General features: G+C 72.5%; 20 protein-coding genes. 8 read left to right on the top strand and 12 right to left on the bottom strand.

Annotated features, from left to right (window positions below; all coding sequences use genetic code 11):
- The first annotated feature begins 9 nt into the window (after positions 1-9).
- From FDO65_RS02450 to tesB, 3 genes are all read left to right on the top strand, one after another.
- Entirely contained in the window at positions 10-1,161 is a 1,152-nt protein-coding gene (locus FDO65_RS02450) for an AI-2E family transporter (protein ID WP_137447887.1), read from the top strand.
- A gap of 101 nt (positions 1,162-1,262) precedes the next feature.
- Positions 1,263-2,681 (top strand): pyruvate kinase, encoded by a 1,419-nt coding sequence (gene pyk, locus FDO65_RS02455; RefSeq protein WP_137447888.1) that lies wholly within the window; start codon positions 1,263-1,265, stop codon positions 2,679-2,681.
- A gap of 10 nt (positions 2,682-2,691) precedes the next feature.
- A complete protein-coding gene (gene tesB, locus FDO65_RS02460; protein WP_137447889.1) occupies positions 2,692-3,621 on the top strand; it encodes an acyl-CoA thioesterase II in 930 nt (309 codons plus the stop codon).
- Between the two features lie 77 nt (positions 3,622-3,698).
- On the opposite strand, the gene FDO65_RS02465 is transcribed toward tesB, so the two are convergent.
- From FDO65_RS02465 to FDO65_RS21990, 10 genes are all read right to left on the bottom strand, one after another.
- Positions 3,699-4,571, bottom strand: a complete 873-nt coding sequence (locus FDO65_RS02465) for a hypothetical protein (RefSeq protein WP_137447890.1) — start codon at positions 4,569-4,571, stop codon at positions 3,699-3,701.
- A gap of 126 nt (positions 4,572-4,697) precedes the next feature.
- Complete coding sequence (locus FDO65_RS02470) at positions 4,698-5,366, bottom strand: response regulator (RefSeq protein ID WP_205849733.1); 669 nt, start codon at positions 5,364-5,366, stop codon at positions 4,698-4,700.
- Positions 5,363-6,766 carry a sensor histidine kinase gene (locus FDO65_RS02475; RefSeq protein WP_137447891.1) on the bottom strand — a complete coding sequence of 468 codons (1,404 nt, stop codon included), beginning with the start codon at positions 6,764-6,766 and terminating at the stop codon, positions 5,363-5,365. Before FDO65_RS02475 ends, FDO65_RS02470 begins: the two co-directional genes overlap by 4 nt.
- A complete protein-coding gene (locus FDO65_RS02480; RefSeq protein ID WP_137447892.1) occupies positions 6,763-7,422 on the bottom strand; it encodes a hypothetical protein in 660 nt (219 codons plus the stop codon). Before FDO65_RS02480 ends, FDO65_RS02475 begins: the two co-directional genes overlap by 4 nt.
- Positions 7,423-7,502: 80 nt before the next feature.
- A complete protein-coding gene (locus FDO65_RS02485; RefSeq protein ID WP_205849734.1) occupies positions 7,503-9,494 on the bottom strand; it encodes an amino acid permease in 1,992 nt (663 codons plus the stop codon).
- Between the two features lie 14 nt (positions 9,495-9,508).
- Positions 9,509-10,516, bottom strand: coding sequence for a class II fructose-bisphosphatase (glpX, locus tag FDO65_RS02490; protein ID WP_240757380.1), 1,008 nt, complete (start codon positions 10,514-10,516; stop codon positions 9,509-9,511).
- Positions 10,517-10,627: 111 nt separating this feature from the next.
- Positions 10,628-12,136 carry a tripartite tricarboxylate transporter permease gene (locus FDO65_RS02495; RefSeq protein WP_137447893.1) on the bottom strand — a complete coding sequence of 503 codons (1,509 nt, stop codon included), beginning with the start codon at positions 12,134-12,136 and terminating at the stop codon, positions 10,628-10,630.
- Positions 12,136-12,768 (bottom strand): tripartite tricarboxylate transporter TctB family protein, encoded by a 633-nt coding sequence (locus FDO65_RS02500; protein ID WP_205849735.1) that lies wholly within the window; start codon positions 12,766-12,768, stop codon positions 12,136-12,138. The genes FDO65_RS02495 and FDO65_RS02500 overlap by 1 nt, the downstream gene beginning before the upstream one ends.
- A 2-nt stretch (positions 12,769-12,770) precedes the next feature.
- On the bottom strand, positions 12,771-13,754 hold the full coding sequence (locus FDO65_RS02505; protein WP_137449395.1) for a Bug family tripartite tricarboxylate transporter substrate binding protein: 984 nt from the start codon (positions 13,752-13,754) through the stop codon (positions 12,771-12,773).
- A 191-nt stretch (positions 13,755-13,945) separates the two neighbouring features.
- The gene (locus FDO65_RS21990) at positions 13,946-14,320 is read right to left on the bottom strand and encodes a universal stress protein (RefSeq protein ID WP_166442008.1); all 375 of its coding nucleotides are present in this window, start codon (positions 14,318-14,320) and stop codon (positions 13,946-13,948) included.
- A gap of 259 nt (positions 14,321-14,579) precedes the next feature.
- On the opposite strand from FDO65_RS21990, the gene FDO65_RS02515 reads away from it, so the two are divergent.
- The 3 genes from FDO65_RS02515 to FDO65_RS02525 all read left to right on the top strand — a co-directional run bounded on the left by FDO65_RS02515 (position 14,580) and on the right by FDO65_RS02525 (position 17,953).
- Complete coding sequence (locus tag FDO65_RS02515; RefSeq protein ID WP_205849737.1) at positions 14,580-16,349, top strand: sensor histidine kinase; 1,770 nt, start codon at positions 14,580-14,582, stop codon at positions 16,347-16,349.
- The gene (locus tag FDO65_RS02520) at positions 16,346-16,999 is read left to right on the top strand and encodes a response regulator (RefSeq protein WP_137447895.1); all 654 of its coding nucleotides are present in this window, start codon (positions 16,346-16,348) and stop codon (positions 16,997-16,999) included. The genes FDO65_RS02515 and FDO65_RS02520 overlap by 4 nt, the downstream gene beginning before the upstream one ends.
- A 102-nt stretch (positions 17,000-17,101) precedes the next feature.
- Positions 17,102-17,953, top strand: coding sequence for a DNA/RNA non-specific endonuclease (locus FDO65_RS02525; protein WP_137447896.1), 852 nt, complete (start codon positions 17,102-17,104; stop codon positions 17,951-17,953).
- Positions 17,954-17,957: 4 nt separating this feature from the next.
- On the opposite strand, the gene FDO65_RS02530 is transcribed toward FDO65_RS02525, so the two are convergent.
- Together FDO65_RS02530 and FDO65_RS02535 are read right to left on the bottom strand one after the other, a co-directional pair.
- A complete protein-coding gene (locus FDO65_RS02530) occupies positions 17,958-18,815 on the bottom strand; it encodes a hypothetical protein (RefSeq protein WP_137447897.1) in 858 nt (285 codons plus the stop codon).
- Positions 18,816-18,856: 41 nt separating this feature from the next.
- The gene (locus FDO65_RS02535) at positions 18,857-19,162 is read right to left on the bottom strand and encodes a hypothetical protein (protein ID WP_137447898.1); all 306 of its coding nucleotides are present in this window, start codon (positions 19,160-19,162) and stop codon (positions 18,857-18,859) included.
- Positions 19,163-19,339: 177 nt separating this feature from the next.
- On the opposite strand from FDO65_RS02535, the gene FDO65_RS02540 reads away from it, so the two are divergent.
- Positions 19,340-21,487, top strand: a complete 2,148-nt coding sequence (locus tag FDO65_RS02540; RefSeq protein ID WP_137447899.1) for a sensor histidine kinase — start codon at positions 19,340-19,342, stop codon at positions 21,485-21,487.
- Positions 21,475-22,131 carry a response regulator gene (locus tag FDO65_RS02545; protein WP_137447900.1) on the top strand — a complete coding sequence of 219 codons (657 nt, stop codon included), beginning with the start codon at positions 21,475-21,477 and terminating at the stop codon, positions 22,129-22,131. The genes FDO65_RS02540 and FDO65_RS02545 overlap by 13 nt, the downstream gene beginning before the upstream one ends.
- Positions 22,132-22,148 lie beyond the last annotated feature (17 nt).

Raw genomic sequence — 22,148 nt, forward strand, 5'->3', positions numbered from 1 at the left:
ATGCTTTGCATGGGTAAAGATCTTCCGCCGGCTGCGGCGGACGGGAACGCCACCGTCGACCCGGCGGTGGCTCGGGCGGAGTCCCGGGCCGCGCAGCTGCGGACGCAGGACCAACCCCACGGTCCGGTCGGTCGGCGGTTCGACTGGCGCTCACCGTTCCTGGTCGCCCTGCTGGCCACCCTGGGGGTGGCCGTCGGGGCGGGCATCGTCGGTCTGCTGTGGCTCAGCGCCCACGTCCTCCTGCTGGTCGGGGTGGCGCTGTTCCTGGCCATCGGGCTGGATCCCGTGGTGTCCTGGCTGGTCCGGCGGCACTGGCCGCGGTGGCTGGCCGTACTGGTCGTGCTCCTGGTCATCGCCGGGGCGGTGGCCGGGTTCGTCGCGGCCGCCCTGCCACCGCTGGTGGACGAGACCGAGCAGCTCGTCGCCGACGTGCCGCAGCTGCTGCAGCAGGCGCAGGACCATTCGTCCTGGATCGGGCACCTCGACGACCAGTTCGGTCTGCAGGACCGGTTGCAGAACTTCTTGTCCTCGTCGGGCGAGACGATCGCCGGCGGCATCTTCGGGATCAGTGTCGTCGTCTTCGGCGCCCTGGCCGACGCCCTGGTGGTCGTCGTGCTGATGATCTACCTGCTCGCCGACCTGCCCCGGGTCCGCGCCCTGCTGTACCGGACGGTGCCGGGGTCGCGTCGCCCGCGGGCCATCCTGCTCGGGGACGAGATCATGGCCAAGGTCGGCCGTTACGTGCTGGGCAACCTGGTGATCTCGCTAATCGCCGGGGTCCTGACGTTCGTCTGGCTGACGGTGTTCGGCGTCCCGTACGCGGTGCTGCTGTCCCTGACGGTCGCGATCCTCGACATCGTCCCGGTCGTCGGCTCCACCGTGGCGGGTCTGGCCGTGACGGCGGTCGCACTCACCATCTCGCTGCCGGTGGCGTTGGCCACCATCGGTTTCTTCGTGGTCTACCGGGTGGTGGAGGACTACGTGCTCGTCCCGCGGATCATCGGTCGGGCCGTCGACATCCCGCCGTTGGTGACGGTGATCGCCGTGCTGGCCGGCGCGGCCCTGTTGGGGCTGGTCGGGGCTCTGGTGGCGATCCCGACCAGTGCCGGGGTGCTGCTGCTCGTCCGGGAGATGCTGTTCCCGCGGCTCGACGCGGCGTAGCGCCCGGGTCCGCGACGGTCACACGGCCGGGTCTCTGCATTCCCCGAATGTTCATGACCCCCGTCTCGGAATCGGTTCAGAAAGGCGCTAGGGTTGGGGCCATGACTCGTCGAGCGAAAATCGTCTGCACGCTGGGTCCGGCGACCTCGTCCGAGGAGGGCATCGCCGCCCTGCTGGACGCGGGCATGAATGTCGCCCGGATGAACTTCAGCCACGGGGCCCACGAGGACCACGAGGTCATCTACCACCGCCTGCGGGCCGCCGCCGAGCGGTCGGGCAAGGCGCTGGCCATCATGGCCGACCTGCAGGGCCCGAAGATCCGCCTCGGCAAGTTCGCCGACGGCCCCCACCTGTGGAACACCGGCGAGCAGGTCGTCATCACGGTCGACGACTGCGAGGGCACCAAGGACCGGGTCTCGACCACGTACAAGGGCCTGGCCACCGACGCCCGTCCCGGTGACCGGCTGCTGATCGACGACGGCAAGGTCGGTCTGGTCGTGACCCAGGTCGACGGCAACGACGTGCACTGCGCCGTCACCGAGGGCGGCCCCGTCTCGAACAACAAGGGCATCTCGCTGCCCGGCATGAACGTCTCCGTCCCCGCGATGAGCGAGAAGGACGTCGAGGACCTCAAGTTCGCCCTGCACCTCGGGGTCGACGTGATCGCGCTGTCCTTCGTCCGCTCGCCCGACGACGTGGACCTCGTGCGCAACGTCATGGACGAAGTGGGCGCCGAGCGTCGTCCCGTCATCGCCAAGCTCGAGAAGCCCGAGGCCATCGCCAATCTCGAGGCCATCGTGCGCGCGTTCGACGCGATCATGGTCGCCCGCGGCGACCTCGGCGTCGAGCTGCCGCTGCAGCAGGTGCCGCTCGTCCAGAAGCGCGTGGTCCAGGTCGCGCGGGAGAACGCCCGCCCGGTCATCGTGGCCACCCAGATGCTCGAGTCGATGATCGAGCACTCCCGCCCGACCCGCGCCGAGGCCTCCGACGTCGCCAACGCCATCCTCGATGGCGCCGACGCGGTGATGCTGTCCGGCGAGACGTCGGTCGGCAAGTACCCGATCATCGCGGTCAAGACGATGGGCAAGATCATCGAGGCCGTCGAGTCCGAGTCGGTGAGCGCCCCGCCGCTGACCCACACCCCGCGTACGCACGGCGGTGTCATCTCCTTCGCGGCCCGCGACATCGGCGAGCGCCTCGGGGCCAAGGCCCTGGTCGCCTTCACCTTCACCGGCGACACCGTCCGGCGGCTGGCCCGGCTGCACACCGAACTGCCGGTGCTGGCCTTCACCCCCAAGGAGGAGGTCCGCAACCAGCTGGCCCTGACCTGGGGCGTGCAGACCTTCGTGACCCCGCCGGTCGCCACCACCGACGAGATGATCCGCCAGGTCGACGGGGCGGTCCTGTCCATTCCCGGGTACTCCGAGGGCGACATCGTCATCGTGGTGGCCGGTGCTCCGCCGGGGCAGTCGGGTTCGACGAACCTGATCCGCGTGCACCGGCTCGGACACGACGACTGACAATGGTCGCGTGAGCAGCGACGACGGCACGCAGACCGCGATCTCGACCGCACCGGTCCTGGACACCGACGGGGTTCCGCGGGGCCAACCGGCGGTCGACGGGCTCGTCCAGCTGCTGAATTTGGAGCGGCTGGACGACAACCTGTTCCGGGGGGTGTCGCCGGAGGTGTCGCCCACCCGGGTGTTCGGTGGTCAGGTGGCCGCGCAGGCTCTGGTGGCCGCCGGTCGCACGGTGCCGAGCGACCGTCCGGTGCATTCCCTGCACGCGTACTTCCTGCGTCCGGGATCGCCCGAGCGGCCGATCATCTATCAGGTCGACCGCACCCGGGACGGGCGGTCGTTCACCACCCGGCGGGTGGTGGCCCTCCAGCACGGCAAACCGATCTTCACGATGTCGGCGTCGTTCCAGGTGGACGAGCCCGGGGTCGACCACGCATTGCCGGCGCCGCTGGACGTGCCGCCGCCGGAGGTCCTGCCCGGCTTCGCCGAGCGGATCGCCCCCGTCCGGGAGTATCTCGACGTGTGGGGCCGGGTGCCGCGGCCCCTGGACATCCGCTATGTGGACGACCCGCCGTGGCTGGCCCGGTTGTCCGGGCCGCGGCCGGCCGCGCACTCCCGAGTCTGGTTCCGCACCGACGGCGACCTGCCGGACGACGACCTGCTGCATGTCTGCCTGCTGGCGTACATGTCGGACCTGACACTGCTGTACTCGGTGCAGACCACCCACGGGCTGGCGATGGGGTTCGACCGCATGCAGGTGGCGTCACTGGACCACGCGATGTGGTTCCACCGGCCGTTCCGGGCCGACGAGTGGATCCTGTACGACACCAGCTCGCCGAGTGCGTCCGGCGCCCGTGGGCTGGGGACCGGGCACTTCTTCTCCGCCGACGGGCGGCTCTTGGCCACCGTCGTGCAGGAGGGACTGATCCGTTTGCGCTGATTGGCTTCGGCCGGTGACGAGAGGGACGAGGACCGTGCGGTCCCCGTCCCTCTCGTCGTCTCATGACCGTTGGCGGCTCAGCCGCCGATCGGCGTCGGGTTCACCGGGTCCGGCGGGACGGGCACGGAACCGCGGATGCGGTTCTGGGCCTGGCAGTCGCTGGTGCAGTTGGTGGCTCCGGCGGAGAGTTCGACGGCGTCCTCGCCGAGCACACCGCCCATGCGGCCGCCCGAGGTGACCAGCCAGCGGGTGGCGGTGCCGTCCTGGTAGGTCTTGGTGGCGACCTGCGGGCTGTCCTTGCCCAGCAGCATCTGGTGATAGCCGGTCGGGCTCTGGGCCGGCGTCACGGCGGAGGTCCCGTCCCCGAAGTTGATCTTGCCGGTGAACGGGTTGACGAAGTAGAACAGCCCGCTGCCCAGGGTGTGGGTGATCTCGACCGCCGACCCGAACTCGGGCTCCATCTGGAAGATGCCACCCTGGGCGCCGTCCTTGGCCTGGATCTTCACCTTGCCGGCCGTGGTCTGGAAGATCAGCACCAGGCTGTCGTCCTCGACCTGCAGCTCGCGGACCTGCAGGCCGGACCGCTGGGCGGTGGTCAGGGTCGGCACCTTGGACGCGAAGACCACGGTGGGCGCGGTGACCATGCGCTGGGTGTCCGGAGCGCCGGTCAGCGTGTAGCGGTAGACCCCGAGGGTGGCCGGGTCGACGTCGAAGCCGACGTTGCGGCCGCGCACGGCGATGGTGCCGGTGGGGGTCACGGACTTCACCGTGACCGACTGGCCGGCGGCCGGGTTGTAGACGCGGCCGTTGAGGGTGACCGCGAAGTCGCCGCCGGCGGAGGTCTTTCCGGAGGCCTGGGCCGGGCCCCCGGTGGCCAGGGCCAGCGCGGCGACCGCTCCGACCACCACCAGGGTGCGGGCGGCCCGCAGGGCCGATCGGGTTCGGGACATCAGGTGCTCCTCGAGGAGTTCGGCGCGGCCGGGCCGCGATGGACCGCTCATTGCGGTCCGTCCACCGTCGGTCACAGCGGGTCGTGCGCACCATCGGACGGAGGTACTAGTACCTGCCCGTCCGGTTCAGGGCCGCGCCTCCGGCAGGTGGTCGCGGGCCCACATCGCCGCGCTGGTCCGGTCGGCCACGCCCAGCCGCCGAAACAGGCTGCCGACGTGCACCTTGACGGTTCGCTCGGCGATGCCCAGGTCCCGGCCGATCTGCCGGTTAGACAGGCCACGGGTGAGCCGCAGCAGCACTTCACGTTCCCGCACGCTGAGCTGGTCGACGAGCGGGACCTCGGTGGTCGGCAGCAGCGCGGTGGCCACCCGTGGGTCGAGCGGTGCGTGCCCCCGGGCCGCCGACCGGACCGCTGCGAGCAGGTCGTGCGGCTCGCAGTCCTTGAGGAGGTAGCCGACCGCCCCGGCCCGCAGCGCCTCGGTGACCCGGTCGGTGTCCGAGTACGAGGTCAGCACCACGACCCGGGTGCCGGGGCAGGCGGCCAGCACCCGGCGAGTGGCCTCGACCCCGTCGACGTCCGGCATCGACAGATCCATCAGGACGACGTCCGGCTGGTGGGCCCGGGCGACGTCCGCCGCCGAGGCACCGCCGGGGGCCTCGGCGACGACCCGCAGGTCGGTGGTCGCGCCGAGCAGTGCGGCCAACCCGGTCCGCACCAGCGGGTGGTCGTCGACCAGCAGCACCCGGGTCACCGGGTCCGGGGGCGGAGCGTCCGGGGGTGTCGGGGTGGTCACGTCGGGAACCGTAGCTGCCAGCGTGTTCCCGCCCCGGGGGCGGTCCGGACCCGAAGGCTCGCACCGGCTTCCGCGGCGACGTCGGCCAGCACCTGCACGCCGAAATGGCCCGGCGGTGGGTCGTGGACGACCTGGTCGGCGTCGAAACCCACGCCGTTGTCGACGATCTCGAGGATGGCCTCGCCCGGGGCGTCAGCGGGACGGACGCTGACCACTGCGGCGGTGGCGCCGGAGTGGCGGCCCACGTTGCCCAGGCACTCCCGCGCGACCCGGTAGATCAGGCGCTGCCGCTCGGCGTTCAGGTCGGCCGGAGCGATCTCGGCACTCACCTGCACTCGGACGTCGATGCCGCGGACCCGCAGTTCCCCGGCCAGGTCCTGCAGGGCGGCGGTCAGGCCGCCGTCGGCCAGCCGGGGTGGGTAGATGTCCAGTAGCAGGGAGCGCAGGCCGCCGATGCTGGACCGGACGGTCGCCGCGGCCTGCCGCAGCTCGGTCGCCGCCTGGTCACGTCCCTCGGTGGCGGCCCGTTCGGCCGCGCCCGCCACGGCGAAGGACGTGGCCACCAGGTCCTGCACCACCCCGTCGTGGACGGTCCCGGCGATCCGCCGGCGCTCCTCGGCCGAGGCGTCGACCGCCCGCTGCAACAGCGATTCCCGTTGGCGCTGGGCGGCGCTGAGCCGGTCCAGCAGGCGCCAGAGCACCGGCAGCAGCAGCACGACCAGCAGCAGCAGGCTACTCAGGGTGATCCCGGCGAAGCCGCGGAAGAGCTGGCTGCTGCGGGCGGTCACCTCGTCGTACCGGAAGTAGGCCTCGAACAGCAGGGGCGCCCCCGACGGTGTCCACACCGGCCGGTAGGTCTCGAGCAGCTGGTCGTTGCCCCGTTCGTAGACGTTCTCCGGCGCGGCCAGATCGGAGACCTCGGCCCTGGTCGCCGGGACCGCGAAGACCTCCCGTTCGTCCTGGCCCAGCGGGAAGGTCTGCCCGATCAGTCGGGGTTCGTCGGAGTACAGCACTCGACCGGTCGGGTCCCACACCTTCAGGCGGACCACCGGTGGGCCGGCGAGCACGTGTTCGCGGACCACGCCGTCGATCGCGGCGACCGACCCGGGATCGCCGTCCAGCAGACCGTCCTGCAGGGCCGGCTGGAGCAGCAGTTCGGCCAGCAGGTCGGCGGTCTTGGCCGCGTCGGCGACCGCCTCGGCCTCGGCCAGCCGCCGGGCGGCGACCACCCCGGCGACGGCGACGGCGGCGACGACCACCAGGGCCAGCAGCACCACCTGGAGCAGGACGCGCCGACGCCGGAGCGCAGGAGCGGTCTGCTCCTGCGCTCCGACCGTCAGGTCGACCCACCCGGGGGGCGGGGGTGGTGGGTCGACCGGCTCCTCGGTGGGATGGCTCATCGGTGTCCGGCGCCGTCGTCCCCGCCGCTGGAATCCGAGCCGGAACCCGAGCCCGATCCGTGACCGGAGCCGGACACGCCGCCGGAGTGCGCACCGTCCTCGCCGCGGTCACGGTCGCGGCCCCGATCGTCGGGCTCCTCGCCCGAACGCGCCCGGGCCGGGTCGTCGCTGGTCGGGGCCACGGTGGCGGTGGTGCGGTCGTCTTCGGCCGGGTCGTCCGCGCCACCACGCTCGTCCCCGCCCGGGGCGGATCCGCCACGATCGTCCGCGGAATCGTCGCCGGTGCGTCCGCCGTGCCGGTCGACCGTCTCGCCGGTCGGATCGTCATCGGTGGCGTCCGCCCGGCCGCCGTGGTCGTCGGGTGCGGTGCTCACCGTGCTCGGCGACGTGGTGGTCGGCGACGTGGTGGTCGGCGATGCGCTGGTGGACGACTCGGTCGACGGTGTGGTGCTGGCCGCGTTCGGCGACGAGGAGCCGGCCGGGTCGTGGTCGGTCGTCCGGCCGCCGTGGTCGTCCGCGGCCACGACGGTGAGGGTGGCCGACTGCGGGACCCGGACGGGGATGCTGTCGCCGAACGAGGCGTTCCCGACCAGTCCGAGCACGGCGGGCACACAGGCCGCGACCACCAGGCCGCTGAGGATGGCGATGCGCTTCATGGTGCGCTCCCTTCTGCCGACTCAGTTCTCTCCCATCCGTCGTCGGCGGCGACATCGGACCTTGGTACTAGTACCGCGGCTCAGCCGACGTGCACCTTGGGCCGGCGGGACCGGTCCGGCTCGGCCCGGCGCAGCACCTCACGGGTGACCGGCGCGAACTCGCCCTCGCCGAGGAAGAGGAACCGCAGCAGGTTGGTGACCGGATTGCCCTCGGTCCACTCGAAGTAGACGTTCGGCCGGACCCCGTAGGCGTCCCGCAGGTGCAGCAGGATCGCGGCGATGGAGTTGGGCACGACGGGGCTGACGACCTCCAGCACCCGCCGCCCGTTGCGCAGGCAGCCCCGCACGTCCAGGTGGGTGGTGAAGTCGGAGGCGTCGATGACGGTGACCTCGAGGAAGACGATCGGATCCTCGGCGGGGATGTGGTTCTCGGCCCGCTGCTGCCGCTCCTTGGCCCCCAGGCTCTGCGCGTCCGGCCGGTCCGGGTCGTGGGCCACCAGCCGGACCTCGCGGCCGGACAGCCCGGTGAAGAACCCGGACGCGGTGGCGTCCAGGCTGATCGAGGTGACCCGCAGCTCGAACGAGCGGCGCACCCGGGAGATCAGCGAGATGACGACGATGCCGAGGATGAACAGCGAGGCGATCCGCACGCCGTCCGGACGCTCGATGACGTTGACGACGGTCGTGTAGACGAACACCGCTGCGATCAGCGCGAAGCCGATCGTCGACGCGCGGTGCCGGCGCCGCCGGGCGGACAAGGTCACCGCGATGGACGCCGATGTCATCAGCACCAGCACACCCGTCGCGTAGGCGCCGCTCTGGGCGTCGACGTCGGCGTCGAAGATCCAGGTGATGAAGAACGCGACGAACGCGAACACCAGCACCAGCGGCCGCACCGCTCGCGTCCACTCCGGGGCCATGCCGTACCGGGGGAGGTAACGGGGGACCAGGTTGAGCAGGCCGGCCATCGCCGACGCCCCGGCGAACCACAGGATGGTGATGGTCGAGACGTCGTAGATGGTGCCGAAGGCCGCCCCCAGGTGCTCGTGGGCCAGGTAGGCCAGTGCTCGTCCGTTGGCCTGCCCGCCGGACTGGAACTCCTGCTGCGGGATGAGGAACGTGGTGATGAGGCTCGAGGTGATGAGGAACGCGCTCATGATGATGGCGGCGGTGGTCAGCAGCCGGCGGGTGCCGCGGATGCGGCCCTTCGGGTGGTCCGGACGGTCGTCGGCGTCACCGCGGATCTGCGGCATGACCGCGACCCCGGTCTCGAACCCGGACAGGCCGAGCGCCAGCTTGGGGAAGACCAGCAGCGCGATGCCGACCATCATCCAGGGGCTCGCATAGCTGGTGGTCAGTGCGCTGGTCCAGTCGGTCACCACCACCGGCGCGGTGATCACCTCGACCAGGCCGACGATCACCACCACCAGGTTGAGCAGCAGGTAGACCCCGACCAGCAGGACGGCGATGCCGATGGCTTCGCTGAACCCGCGCAGGAACACGGCGGCCAGGGCGGTCAGCAGCAGCAGGGTGATGAGAAGGGTGTGTCCACCCCAGCTCTCGGGGACGTACGGGTTCTCCACCAGGTGTGCGGTCGCGTCGGCGGCCGACAACGTCATGGTGATCATGAAGTCGGTGGCGGCGAAGCCGAGCAGGGCCAGGACGAACAGCTTGCCCAGCCAGGCCGGCAGCAGCCGCTCCAGCATGGCGATCGAGCCCTCGCCGCGGAAGCTCTCGCTCGCCACCCGCCGGTAGACCGGCAGCGCGCCGAACAGGGTGAGCAGGACCAGCACGATGGTGGCCAGCGGCGAGAGGATCCCGGCGGCCAGTGCGGCGATGCCCGGCTGGTAGCCCAGGGTCGAGAAGTAGTCGACACCGGTCAGGCACATGACCTTCCACCAGGACTGCCGGTGGCCGGACTCCTCCGGTGCGGGCGACCCGGGGGTGGTCTCGATCGCCGAGGCCGGCTGCACCGTCCCCATCGCCGGGGTGGGGACCTGTTCGGTGTCCTGCAGCAGCCAGTGCCGCAGTCGGTGGTGGCGGTCGTGCTGGCGGGTGGTGGGGGTGCTCATCGGGTCGGCCCCGTCTACGAACCGGTCGGGAACAGGGTGGACGTGCTGAGACGGTGTCGCGTCTCGATGGTGCGCACGGCCCCGGTCCGCGACCGCATCACCAGGCTGGAGGTGACCGCGGTGTCGGCCGAGAACCGCACTCCGCGCAGCAGTTCCCCGCCGGTGACCCCGGTGGCGGCGAAGTAGACGTTGTCGCCGCGGACCAGGTCGTCGGTGGACAGCACCCGGTCCAGGACGAGGCCGGCGTCCCGGGCCTGCCGGGCCTCGGTCTCGGTGCGGGGGGCGAGCCGGCCGTAGATGGCCCCACCCAGGCACTGGACGGCACAGGCGGCGATGATGCCCTCGGGCGTGCCACCGGTGCCGATCAGCAGGTCGACCTCCGAGTCGGACTGGACGGCCATCAGGGCACCGACCAGGTCACCGTCGAGCAGGATCTTGATGCGCGCCCCGGCGGCCCGGATCCGGCCGATGAGCTCGGTGTGCCGGGGCCGGTCGAGCAGGGCGACGGTGACCTCGCCGAGACCCACGCTGCGTTCCCGGGCGATCGCGGCCAGGTTGTCCTCGATGGGGGCGTCGAACTCGACGGTGCCGACCAGGTCCGGCCCGATGACCAGCTTGTCCATGTACAGCACATGGCCGGCGTCGAACATGGCGCCGCGGTCGGCGACCGCGATGACCGACATCGCGTTGGGCAGGCTGCGGGCCGTCAGCCCGGCACCGTCGATCGGGTCGACCGCCAGATCGACCAGCGGGCCGTGACCGGAGCCGACGTGCTCGCCGGGATAGAGCATGGGGGAGTCGTCGTTCTCGCCTTCGCCGACCACGACGACGGCCCGCATCGGCACCGTGCCCAGGACGGGCCGCATGGCGTCGACCGCGGCCGCGTCGACCTCGTCGTCGTTGCCGCGGCCGAGCAGGCGGGCGGTGGCCAGGGCGGCGGCCTCGGTGGCGCGGAGGAGGTCGAAGACGAGGACGCGGTCGTCGTCCAGCGCGTGGGTGCCCTCGGGGGCGGCTGCAGTCACGGGGGAGATTGTGCGGCCGACGAGGCCCCCATGTGCAGGCAACCCCGCCGCGGCGGTCCGAAAGGACTCGTCGTGGCGGGGTTGCCGAGTGCGGGGAGCCGGGGAACGAAACTAGATGTCGACCTTGGCCCGGGTGCGCAGCTTCTGGACAGCGACCCAGATGATGCCCACCGCGAGCAGCCCGTACAGCGAGAGGGTGATGCCGGAAGCGAACAGTGCGCTGGGGTCGCCCTCGCTGATGGCCAGGGTGCGGCGCAGGCTGGTCTCGGCCAGCGGTCCGAGGATGACGCCGATGAGCACCGGGGCCAGCGGCATCCCGAACCGGCGCAGCACGAAGCCGAGCAGGCCGAGCAGTACCAGCAGCACCAGGTCGACGACCGAGGAGCTGGCCGCGTAGACGCCCAGGCAGGCGAACACCGAGATCCCCGCGTACAGGTAGTGCTTGGGGATGTCGAGCAGCTTGGCCCAGATCGGCGCGAACGGCAGGTTGATGATGAGCAGCACGACCATGCCGATGAACAGGCTGGCCAGCAGGGCCCAGACCAGGTCGCCGTTGCGGGTGAACAGCAGCGGACCGGGCTGCATGCCGTACTGCTGGAACGCGGCCAGCATGATCGCCGCGGTGGCCGACGTGGGCAGGCCCAGGGCGAGCAGGGACCCCATGGCGGTGCCGGCGGTGGCGTTGGCGGCCGACTCCGGCGCGGCGAGGCCGCGGATGGCGCCCTTGCCGAACTGCGGGTCACGCCGCCGCTGGTCCAGGCGGCGCTCGGTGCCGTAGGCCAGGAACGTCGGGATCTCCGACCCGCCGGCCGGGATGGCGCCGAACGGCAGGCCCCAGGCGGTGCCGCGCAGCCAGGCCGGCATCGCCTCGCGGAACTCGCTCTTGGACAGGTAGGGCCGGCGGCCGACCGTCAGCGCGGTGGGCACCGGGTCCTTGTGGATGCGGGACGCCACCCACAGCACCTCACCGACGGCCAGCAGACCGACGGTGATGACGACGATGTCGATGCCGTCCAGCAGCGACGGCAGCCCGAAGGTGAAGCGGGACGCGCCGCTGATGCCGTCGATGCCGATGAGCGCCAGGGCCAGGCCGATGGCCAGCGCGGCGACCCCCTTGATGGCCGAGTCGGAGACGACGGCGGCGGTGGCGATGAAGGCGACGATGGCCAGCGCGAAGTACTCGGCCGGGCCGAAGACGGTGGCCAGCTGGGCCATCGCCGGGGCGAAGAACGCGATGAGCGTGGTGGCGATGATGCCGCCGACGAACGCACCGATGGCTGACGTGGCCAGGGCTTGCGGGCCGCGGCCCCGTTTGGCCATCCGGTGGCCCTCGAACGTCGAGGCGATGGCGCTGGACGCGCCGGGGGTGTTGAGCAGGATGGCGGTGGTCGAGTCGCCGAACAGGCCGCCGTAGTAGATGCCGGCGAACATGATGAACGCAGCGGTCGGGTCGAGGCTGAAGGTCACCGGCAGCAGCAGGGCCACCGCCATCGAGGAACCCAGGCCGGGCAGCACGCCGACGGCGGTGCCGAGCAGGCAGCCGACGAACACCCAGACCAGGTTCATCGGGGTCAGTGCGTGACCGAAACCGGTCATCAGGTCCGCGATCTGGTCGCCCATCAGAGCACCCCCTCCAGGAAGCCGGCGGGCAGGTTCAGGCCCAGGGCCACGCCGAAGATCAGTTGGATCGCCGAGGACATCACCAGGGCGATGGAGATGTCGAAGATCGGCCGGCGCGAGCCGAACGCGTAGGCGACGCCCCAGAACAGGATGGCGGCGGAGAGGATCCAGCCGGCCGGCACCAGCAGCACGACCAGGGCGACGAACGAGCCGACCACGGTCAGCACGGCGCGCCAGTCGGTGACCGCGTTCAGCGGCCACGGCGCCCGCCCCGGCGGGACGTCCGGCGGGGTGCCGGTGATCTGGCCGTCCTCGTCGATCAGCTGGTCTTCTGTCAAGGGCGCAGCGAGGGGTCCGTCTTCCGCGGTGCGTCTGCGCTGCCGCAGGATCTGCACGGTCGAGGCGATGGCCATGGCGACCAGGACTCCGATGACGATCCACGGGAAGAAGGTGGGTCCGGGCTTCTGCACCGACGGCGGCTGGACCATCGAGACGGTGCCGACGGTGAGGAAGCCGGCGACGACCAGCAGGATGGCCGGGACGACGAGCTCGGCCAGGCCGGCCAGCGGTCGCTTCGGCGCGGCCGCTGTGCTTCCGGCGGTGGACGGGGGTGGGGCGGCGGTGGTCGACACGGTCAGGCTCCGATTCCGAGATCGTCGGCGATCTGCTGGATCTCCTGGGTGTTCTGGGTCAGGAACGACTGGAACTCGGGCCCGCTGATGAAGGTGTCCTGCCAGCGGTTGCGGGCCAGGGTGTCCTGCCAGTCGGCCGAGTCGCGCATCTGCGTGACCACCTCGACGAGCGCGGCGTTCTGCTCGGCGGTCAGTCCGGGCGGGGCGACCAGGCCGCGCCAGTTGGTGAGCTCGACATCGATGCCCTGCTCGCCGAGGCTGGGGATGTCGATGCCGTCGACGCGTTCCTTGGTGCCGATGGCCAGGGCGCGGACGTTACCGGCCTCGATCTGGTCGGCGAACTCGTTGTAGCCGGAGATGCTGGCGTCGGTGGTGCTGGACAGGATGGCGTTGAGCGCCTCGCCACCACCGGAAAAGGCCAGGTAGTTCAGCTGTGCGGTGTCCACCCCGCCGGCCCGGGCGATCAGCCCGGCCAGCAGGTGGTCGGTGCCGCCCTTGGATCCGCCGCCGATGGCCATGCCCTGCGGGTCGGCCTTCCAGGCCGCGATGAAATCGGTGAGGTTCTGGTACGGGGACGACCCGGGAACGACGAGGACCTCGTAGTCCTCGGCCAGCCGGGCGATGGGGGTGACGTCGGCCAGCGTGGTGTCTGCGTCGTTGGCGATGATGCCGCCGACCATGACGGTGCCGGTGACCATGAGAGTGCCGCCCTGGCCGGACATGCCGGCCAGCTGACCGAGACCGATGGTGCCGGCGGCCCCGGGGATGTTGACGACCTGGACGTTGTTGACGATGCCCTCGTCACGCAGCGCACGCTGGGCCTCGCGGGCCACGCCGTCCCACCCGCCGCCGGGGGCGGCCGGGGCGATGACGGCGAGCCGGCTGCGGACGGACTGGCCGCCGCCGGAGCCGAGGGTGCTGTACAGGCCCGCACCGACGACCAGGGCGGCGACCACGGTCCAGACGATGAGGACCGGGCGGGACATCGCTGTCGGCCGCCTGCCGCTCGGCGTGACCGGCGAGGTCGAGGCGGTGCCGTCGGTGCTCGGCGGGGGTCCGGACGGGGTGCCCGGGGTGGTGGTGGATGCCATCGTTGGCCTTCCGGGTGGGCGTGGGGTGAGGCGAGGGACGGGGCGGCTCGGTCAGTGGTGGGGCACCGGATGGTCCGGCGGTCGCGTCAGGAGGCGCGGACGGCCAGCACCGGCACGGTCGAGGTGAGGAGCACGTCCTGGGCGGCGGAGCCGAGGAAGAGTTTGCCGACGGGGGACCGGCGGCGCAGGCCGATGACGATCATCTCGGCGTCGAGTTCGGTGGCCAGGTCGACGACCTCGGCGGCCAGGTGGTCGGCACGCACGGCCGGCCGGACGGTGACCCGCAGGTCCCCGGCGTCGGGGCGGTCGGTGACGCCGTCGATCTGGTGGATCGGGTCGCCGCCGTGGGCGGGCGCGGTGAGCACGACCAGGTCGGTGCGGCGCAGACGGGCCTCGTCCACAGCCCGGACGACGGCCGCCTGGCCCTCGGGCGTCTGCTGGTACGCGGCGAGAATGGTCATCGTTGACGCTCCTGGGGTGCGGCGGCGGTGCGGCGGAGGCCCGTTCGTCGAGATCGACTTGTCATATCCGCACGTTCCCGGGCGTCGGCAACGTGCGGGTATGACAAGTCGATCTGCGGTGAGCCGGGTGCGGTACTGGACGGACGGTAGCGATGCGTCACCCGATCGGCATGCTTTTCCGACTTTGCTGCGGTTGTTCTCGTTGGCCGACGTTCTGCTCGTTGTGCTCGACGACCGGCCCGGCACTACCGTTTGCCCCATGCGGCAGCGGCGCCTGAGGTTCAGCGGGCAGCTGTTGCTGCTCCAGGTGGCCGTGGTCGCCGCGGTCATCGCGCTCGGGTTCGGTCTGTTCACGACCCTGCTCGACCGGCAGCGCAGTTCCGAGTACGGGCAGCGGGCACTGGCGATCGCCCGGTCGGTGGCCGCCGACACCGAGCTGCGTGCCGCGGTCGCCGAGTTCAGCCGCACCGACATCGCCTCGCCGTCCCTCGAGACCCAGTTGGCCGGTGGCCCGGTGCAGCTGGACGCCGAGTCCGTCCGGCAGCGCACCGGGGCCCTGTTCGTGGTCGTGGTCGACGACCGGGGCATCCGGCTGTCCCATCCGGACCAGGACGAGCTGGGCGACCCGGTCTCTACCGACCCGTCCCGCGCCCTGGCCGGTCAGGAGGAGGTCACCGAGCAATTCGGCACGCTGGGGGAGTCGGCCCGGGCCAAGGTTCCGGTCTACGCGCCCGACGGTGGGGCGCCGGCCGGAACGGTGGTCGGGGCGGTGAGCGTCGGCATCGCCAGCGACGAGATCGACGCCGCGCTGTGGACCGATCTGCGGATCGGCGCGCTGTACGCGGCGGCCGCGTTCGCGGTCGGCATCGGCGCGTCCGTGCTGCTCAACCGCCGGCTGCGGCGGCTCACCCTGGGCGTCGAACCGGAGGAGCTGGCCGCCCTGGCGACCGAGCACGAGGCGGTCCTGGGCGGCATCGACGAGGCGGTCATCGGGGTCGACCCGCAGGGCCGGGTGACGGTGGCCAACGCCGAGGCCCGGCGGTTCTTCGCGGTGCCGTTGCCTCCGGGGACGCCGATCGCCGACGCAGGCCTGCCCGACGGGGTGTGCGAGATGCTCGTCCCGCCGGTGCTTTCCGATGCGACGGTGCCGCCGGTCCGCGCCGATACCGTCGAGGAACCCCGGTTGGTGGTCGTCGGCGAGCGGGTGCTGGTCTGCACCCGGCGGACCGTGCACCGGGGCCGGCACGACCTGGGTGTCGTGCTCACCGCCCGCGACCGCACCGACCTCGAACTACTGACCCGGCAGCTCGACGCGGTGCAGACCATGAGCACCGCGCTGCGCGCCCAACGGCACGAGTTCGCCAACCGGCTGCACGTCGTGCACGGGTTGCTGGCCCACGACCGGCCCGACGAGGCGGCCGAGTTCGTCGATGCGGTGCTGGGGTCGGGGCCGCTGGGGGCGACCCTGCCCGGTCTGGACGCGATCGGCGATCCGGTGCTGCAGGCGTTCCTGTCGGCCAAGGCGGCGCATGCCCGCGAGCGCGGGGTGCTGCTGCGCATCGGCCCAGAGTCCTGGCTGGACCGGGCGGTCACCGACCAGGTCGCGGTCACCACCGTGCTCGGCAATCTCATCGACAACGCCTGCGACGCCGCCGCTTCCGCCGTCCCGCCGGCGGCCGACCCGCTGACCGTCGACCGGGCCGCCTGGGTCGAGGTCGAGGTGCTGACCGACGGCGACACCCTGTTCGTCACCGTCGCCGACTCCGGAGACGGCATCGTCGACGAGCTGGGCGACCGCGTCTTCGAGCAGGACGTGAGCACCAGAGCGGTCAGCGGACGCGGGCTCGGCCTGGGCCTGGTCAGGCAGGTCGCCCGGGCACTCGGCGGGGACGTCTGGATCGCCGATCCCGGCAGCGGCGGCGGGACGGGAGCGGTCTTCGTGGCCCGACTCCCGGGCGCCGTGGCCGAGCGAGCCGGTCACGTCAGCATGAGCGAGACCGCCCCGGATGCTGCGGAGGTCACCCCATGACGCTGTCCGTCCTCGTCGTCGACGACGACTTCCGAGTAGCCCGCCTGCACGCCGATATCGTCGCCGCGGCAACGGGTTTCACGGTCGCCGCGGTGGTCCCGACGATCGGTCAGGCATTGGCCCACCTCGGATCCGAGCCGGTGGACCTGGCGCTGGTCGACCTGTTCCTGCCCGACGGGTCGGGGCTCGACCTGCTGCGCCGCCTGCCCTGCGAGGCGATCATGCTGTCGGCGGCGGCGGAGAGCGCCACCGTCCGGGCCGCGCTGGCCGCGGGGGCGGTGGGGTATCTGATCAAGCCGTTCGGTCAGGACGCGCTCCGCGAGCGACTGTCCGCCTTCGCCCGCTACCGGGCCATTACCGACCGGTCCGAGACGCTGACCCAGGCCGACCTGGACACCGCGATCCGCACCCTGCACGCCCAGCCCCAGCACCGCCCCAAGGGCCACTCCCAGCTCACCGAACAGGCCATCGTGACGGCGTTGACCGAGGCGGCGGACCCGTTGTCGGCCAGCGAGATCGCCGAACGCGTCGGGGTGTCCCGGGCCACCGCGCAGCGGTACCTGGCCGAGCTGGTCAACGGCGGGCGGATCGTCATGGGCCTGCGGTACGGCACCACCGGCCGGCCCGAGCACCGCTACGGCGTCTCCTGACGTCCCGCGCCACCGACTGCAGTCGATGGGGCGCCGCCCCCCGGGGACCGGCGATCCCCAGCCCGTCAGGTCACTGTCGGTGCCGCCGGGCAGGATGGGCGCGTGACCACTACCGGAACCGGCTACGACCGCGATTTCCTCGGGCTGAGCATCGCCCCGCCCGCCGGGGTGGACGGTGACGGCGACCTGCTCCAGCTGCCCGGCGGCGGGACCGAGCTGACGTACACGCACTTCTCGGTCGCCCTGCACCGGGGGCGGCGGCTGGCCCGCTGGGTGGCCTGGAACATCGACGGTGGCACCCGGTGGGACGGCGACGACATCCCGCGCAAGGGTCTACGGTTCCGCACCGACTCGCGGATCCCGGTGACCGCCCAGATTGGTGACGAGCTGTACCGCGACAACCCGCTGGACCGTGGACATCTGGCCCGCCGGGCCGATCTGCTGTGGGGTCCGCGGGCGGAAGCGGAAGCGGCCAACCGGGACTCGTTCTTCTTCCCCAACATCACGCCGCAGATGGACACGTTCAACCAGTCCGGTAAGGACGGGGTGTGGGGCCGTCTGGAGAACGCCCTGCTGGCCACCACCGGGGTCGGTCGGATCAGCGTGTTCGCCGGGCCGGTCTTCGCCGACGACGACCCGGTCTACCGGGACGTCCCCATCCCGCTGTCGTACTACAAGGTGCTGGTCTACCGGGACGGTCTGTGGCAGACCGAGCAGGCGCCGAACGGCGAGCTGCAGGCCCGCGCCTTCCTGTTGACCCAGACGCTGTCCGGGCTGCGCACCGTGTCCCCGCTGGACGAGTTCGTCACCGACGAGCTGACCCTGGGTGCGCTGACCGAACGCGTCGGGCTGCGCTTCGACCCCGCACTCACCGCCACCGCCGCCGACCGGCGGACCGCGGTGGCGAGCGGGGGGTCGCGGCGCATCCGGGACCTCGCCGACGTCCGGTGGTGACTGCTCACGCCACGGTGATCACCGTGGCGTGGTACCCGGCGAACTCCGGCGGGGCGCCCTGGGGGCTGACCACGGCGTAGCGGCCGGGGGTCAGCCGGGTGGAACTCCGGGCGGGCTGACCGTCCGGTCCCGGGGACGCGGCCATCACGATGGTGGCCTGGGTGGCCAGGTCGACGCGGTTCGCGATCAGGTCGTCGACGGTGAGGGTGACGTCGTCGTGCACCCGGGCGAGCAGCAGCACGAAACCGGTTCCGCCGTCGGCGTTCTCGAACGACACCGAGATGGGTCCGGGTGGCAGGGTGTCGGGGACACCGGCCAGGCCGGTGGGGGAGTTGGTGGCGGCGAGGCGGGGGAAGCCGCAGGCGTCCCACATCCACTGGTCCACCGCGGTCGACGCCGCGCCCAGGGCAGGGTCGGACAGGTCCAGCGGCTGACCGCCGGCCGCCTGCTGCCGCGCGGCCGCCAGAGTGTCGATATCGGGGCCCAGTTCGGCCGGTGCGAGGGCGCGGAACCCGGCCAGCGGGGCCTGCATCCGGTCGGCCCAGGCGGCCAGGGCCTCCCCCGAGGGTGTCGTGTCGAGCGGGCCGCTTCCCGGGTAGCTCAACGCGGTGGCCGTCACGGTCAGGCCGGCGTCGCAGGCGGCCTGGCCGACCGGCGGCGAGGACGGCGCCGTCGCGGAACTGACGGCCGACGTCCCCGATGCCGCCGCGGGGGTGGCCGGTGCGGCGGTGCCCCCGCAGCCGGCGGTGCCGACGACGAGCGCGCAGGCCGCGGCCAGGGTCATCGGCAGCAGTGGGCCGCGGCGGTACGGGTGCTGGTTCGACGGACGGGACCAGGGGGCCGCAGGGGTGGGGTGGGACATGGCTTCTCCTTCGCGGGGCAGGGCTGACGGACAGGGGTGGTTCACCGGGCGTCGAGGTCGACCCCGGTCGCACGGCGGCGACGGCGCATCGCGACCCGTCCGCCGAGCAGCACCAGGGCGACGCCCACGGCCAGCACCAGCAGACTGACGGCGAGGTAGTCGACCGAGTAGTCGGCCGGTCGGCGGAAGGCGGTGTCGTCACCCAGGACCCAGCCGCGGACCAAGTAGGCGGACTGGAACGTGAAGCAGTACAGGTAGGCGGCCAGGTAGATCCCGACGGCGACCCGGCGGTCCCGCACCAGCAGACCGAGGGGGAAGGCGGGGAGGACGGTGACGATCGCGATCATGGCGGGCTCCGGGGTGTGGTGGTCGACGGACGACGACCACCCTGGTGGCGACCCGCGGTGCGGCACATCGGGGCGGTCACGGGTCCGGTCTGCCGATCTGCCGTGCGGGCCGCCGCGCAGAGCGACTGCGTGCTGGCCCGGATGTCCGGACCGCCCCGGACGGTCCACACTGATTCCGTGTACCGCTCGGCGGCCCCCACCCCGTCTCCGGCCCGCACCGGCGGGTCGCCGCGCCCCGCTGCTCACGCCGCTGAGACGTCACGGTCCGAGCGGCGGTCGCCCCCGTTCCGACCGGCCGTGCTCGTCCCGCTGGCCGTCTTCCTGACCGTCACCGCCGTGTCGCTGGCGGCGCTCGGTCCGGGGTCGGGCACGCCGGGCGGGTGGGCGCTGTCCACCGTCCTGCTGGCGCCGTCGGTCGTGGTGGGGGTGCTGCTGGGCGTCCGTGTCCCGCACTCGCCGGTCGGTCCGGCGCTGGCCTGGGTCGGCGTGTGCCCGGCCGTCGTGCTCACCGTCGAACGGTGGGCCGGCACGGTGGCCGCCCCGGACCCATGGCCGGGGGCCGCTGCGGCGAACCTGGTCGTCGCCCCCCAGGCGATCTGGCCGTTGCACTTCGTCGGACTGTTGGCGCTGCTGCTGGTGTACCCGGACGGACGGCTTCCCGGGCGCGGCTGGCGGGTGGTCGCGGTCGCCGTCGGGATCGTGCCGGTGCTCTTGGCGGCGCAGCTCGCGCTCAACCCGGGGAACTACGCCACCGAGGGTGGCCCGGTGCCAGGTCCACCGCCGGTCCCCCTGTCGGACGGCGTCTGGACCGTACTGACGGCGCTGACGTTCGCGGCGTTCGCCGGACTGTTGGCGGTGGCCGCGGCGTCGGTGGTCGTGCGGTACCGCCGGGGCGACGAGGTGACCCGGCTGCGGGTGCGGTGGCTGGCGCTGGTCGCGGTCGCCGTCCCCGCGCTGCTGGTCCTGACCTGGGTGGCCGCCGCCCTGGGTCTGCCCGTCGAGACCGGATCGCTCACGCTGCTCTGCCTCTTGCTGCTGGGCATCCCGGCCGCGGTGGCGATCGCCGTCCTGCGGTATGAGCTGTTCGACGTGGACCGGCTCCTGGGCGAGGGCGCGGCCTGGCTGCTGACCACCCTGGTGTCGGCGGGGGTCTTCGCCGGTGTCGTCGCCGTGCTGACCCCGCTGGTGCGGTCGCTGGCCGACGTCCCGGCCACGGCCGATGGCGGCAGCGGGATCGATATCGGTGTGAGCAGTGCCGCTTTCGTCGCGGCGCTGGTCCTGCTGCCGGTGCATCGCGGCCTGACCCGGGCCATCGGCCGGCTCCTGGACCGGGAACGCTGGGTCGTGCTGCGCCGGGTCGAGGAGTTCACCGAGCAGGTCCGGGACGGGTCGGCCGAGCCCGAGGCGGTGGAGCAGGTCCTACGGGTGGCCATCGGTGACCCGGGAGCCCGGCTGCTGCTGCGACGGCCCGGTACGGACCAGTTCGTCGACCTGTCCGATCGTCCGATCCGCTCCATCGCCGGCGATGCCGTCGTGCCCCTGCGGGAGGGGGACGACGAGGTCGGGATGCTGACCCTGTCGTCGGCGTCGGCCCGGCGGCTGCGTCGGGCCCGGGACGTCCTGGTCCGCGCGCGGCTGCCCATCGAGGTCAGCCGGTTGCGACTGGAACTCCGCCGGGCGCTGGCCGACGTCAGCGCCAGCCGCACCCGACTGGCCCAGGCGGCGGAGCAGGAGCGGCGGCGGCTGGAACGGGACCTGCACGACGGGGCCCAGCAGAGCATCGTCGCGGTCGGCATGACGGTGCGGTCGGTGCAGCGGGACCTGGATCCGGCGTCGGCGGCGTGGGCCGACCTCGACCGGGCGGTGGGGACGCTGGAGGCGACCATCGCCGAACTCCGGCGACTGGCCCACGGGCTGCGGCCGGCCGGGCTGGACGACGGTCTGGCCCGGGCCCTCGCCCGGTTGGCCGCCGACTGCCCAGTCCCGGTGACGGTGGACTGCCGCGGATCCGGCCCCGTCCACTCGACCGGCGACGCGTGGGCCGATCTGGACCCGCTCACCGTGGAGACGGTGTGGTTCGTCGTGGCCGAGGCGCTGACGAACGTGCTGCGGCACGCGCGGGCGGACCGCGCCGCGGTGATGGTCGACCGCACGGGGAGCGGGGTCACGGTCATCGTGACCGACGACGGGATCGGCGGGGCCCGTGAGGGTTTCGGACTCCGGTCGCTACGCGACCGGGTCGGCGCGGCGGGTGGTGAGCTGACCGTCGACAGCGCACCGGGCCAGGGGACGACGGTGCGGGCGGTGGTGCCGTGCGCGTCGTAGTGGCCGAGGATTCCGTGCTGTTCCGGGAGGGACTGGTGCGGCTGCTGCACGAGGACGGACATCACGTAGTGGCGGCGGTGGGTGACGCCCCGGCGCTGGTCGACGCAGTCCGGGACCACGATCCGGACCTGGCCGTCGTCGACGTCCGGATGCCCCCCGACCTGACCGACGACGGCGCGCGGGCGGCCGCCCAGGTGCGGGCCGAGCGTCCCGGGCAACCGATCCTGCTGCTGTCCCAGCACGTCGAGACCCGTCACTCGGTCGCCCTGGTGACGACCGGGGCGTTCGGGTATCTGCTCAAGGACCGGGTGCTGCGGGTGGACGAGTTCACCGAGGCCGCCCGCCGGGTGGCGGCCGGCGGTTCCGCGTTGGATCCCGAGGTGGTGGCGGCACTGTTGTCGCCGCTGCGCGGCCCGTCGGGCGGCGACGGGTGGGGACGGCTGTCCGAACGGGAACGTCAGGTGCTGGCGCTGGCGGCCGAGGGTCGCAGCAACGCGGCCATCGCCCGCACCCTGGTGGTGGGCGAGCGGACGGTCGAGACCCACATGCGGGCGGTCCTGCTCAAGCTGGAGATCCCGGACGACGGCGACGACCACCGACGGGTGCTGGCGGTGCTGACGTACCTGCGCCGGCGACGCCCCTGATCCGGGGCCGCGCCCGG

It is taken from the genome of Nakamurella flava (assembly GCF_005298075.1).
Classification (GTDB): Bacteria; Actinomycetota; Actinomycetes; order Mycobacteriales; family Nakamurellaceae; genus Nakamurella; species Nakamurella flava.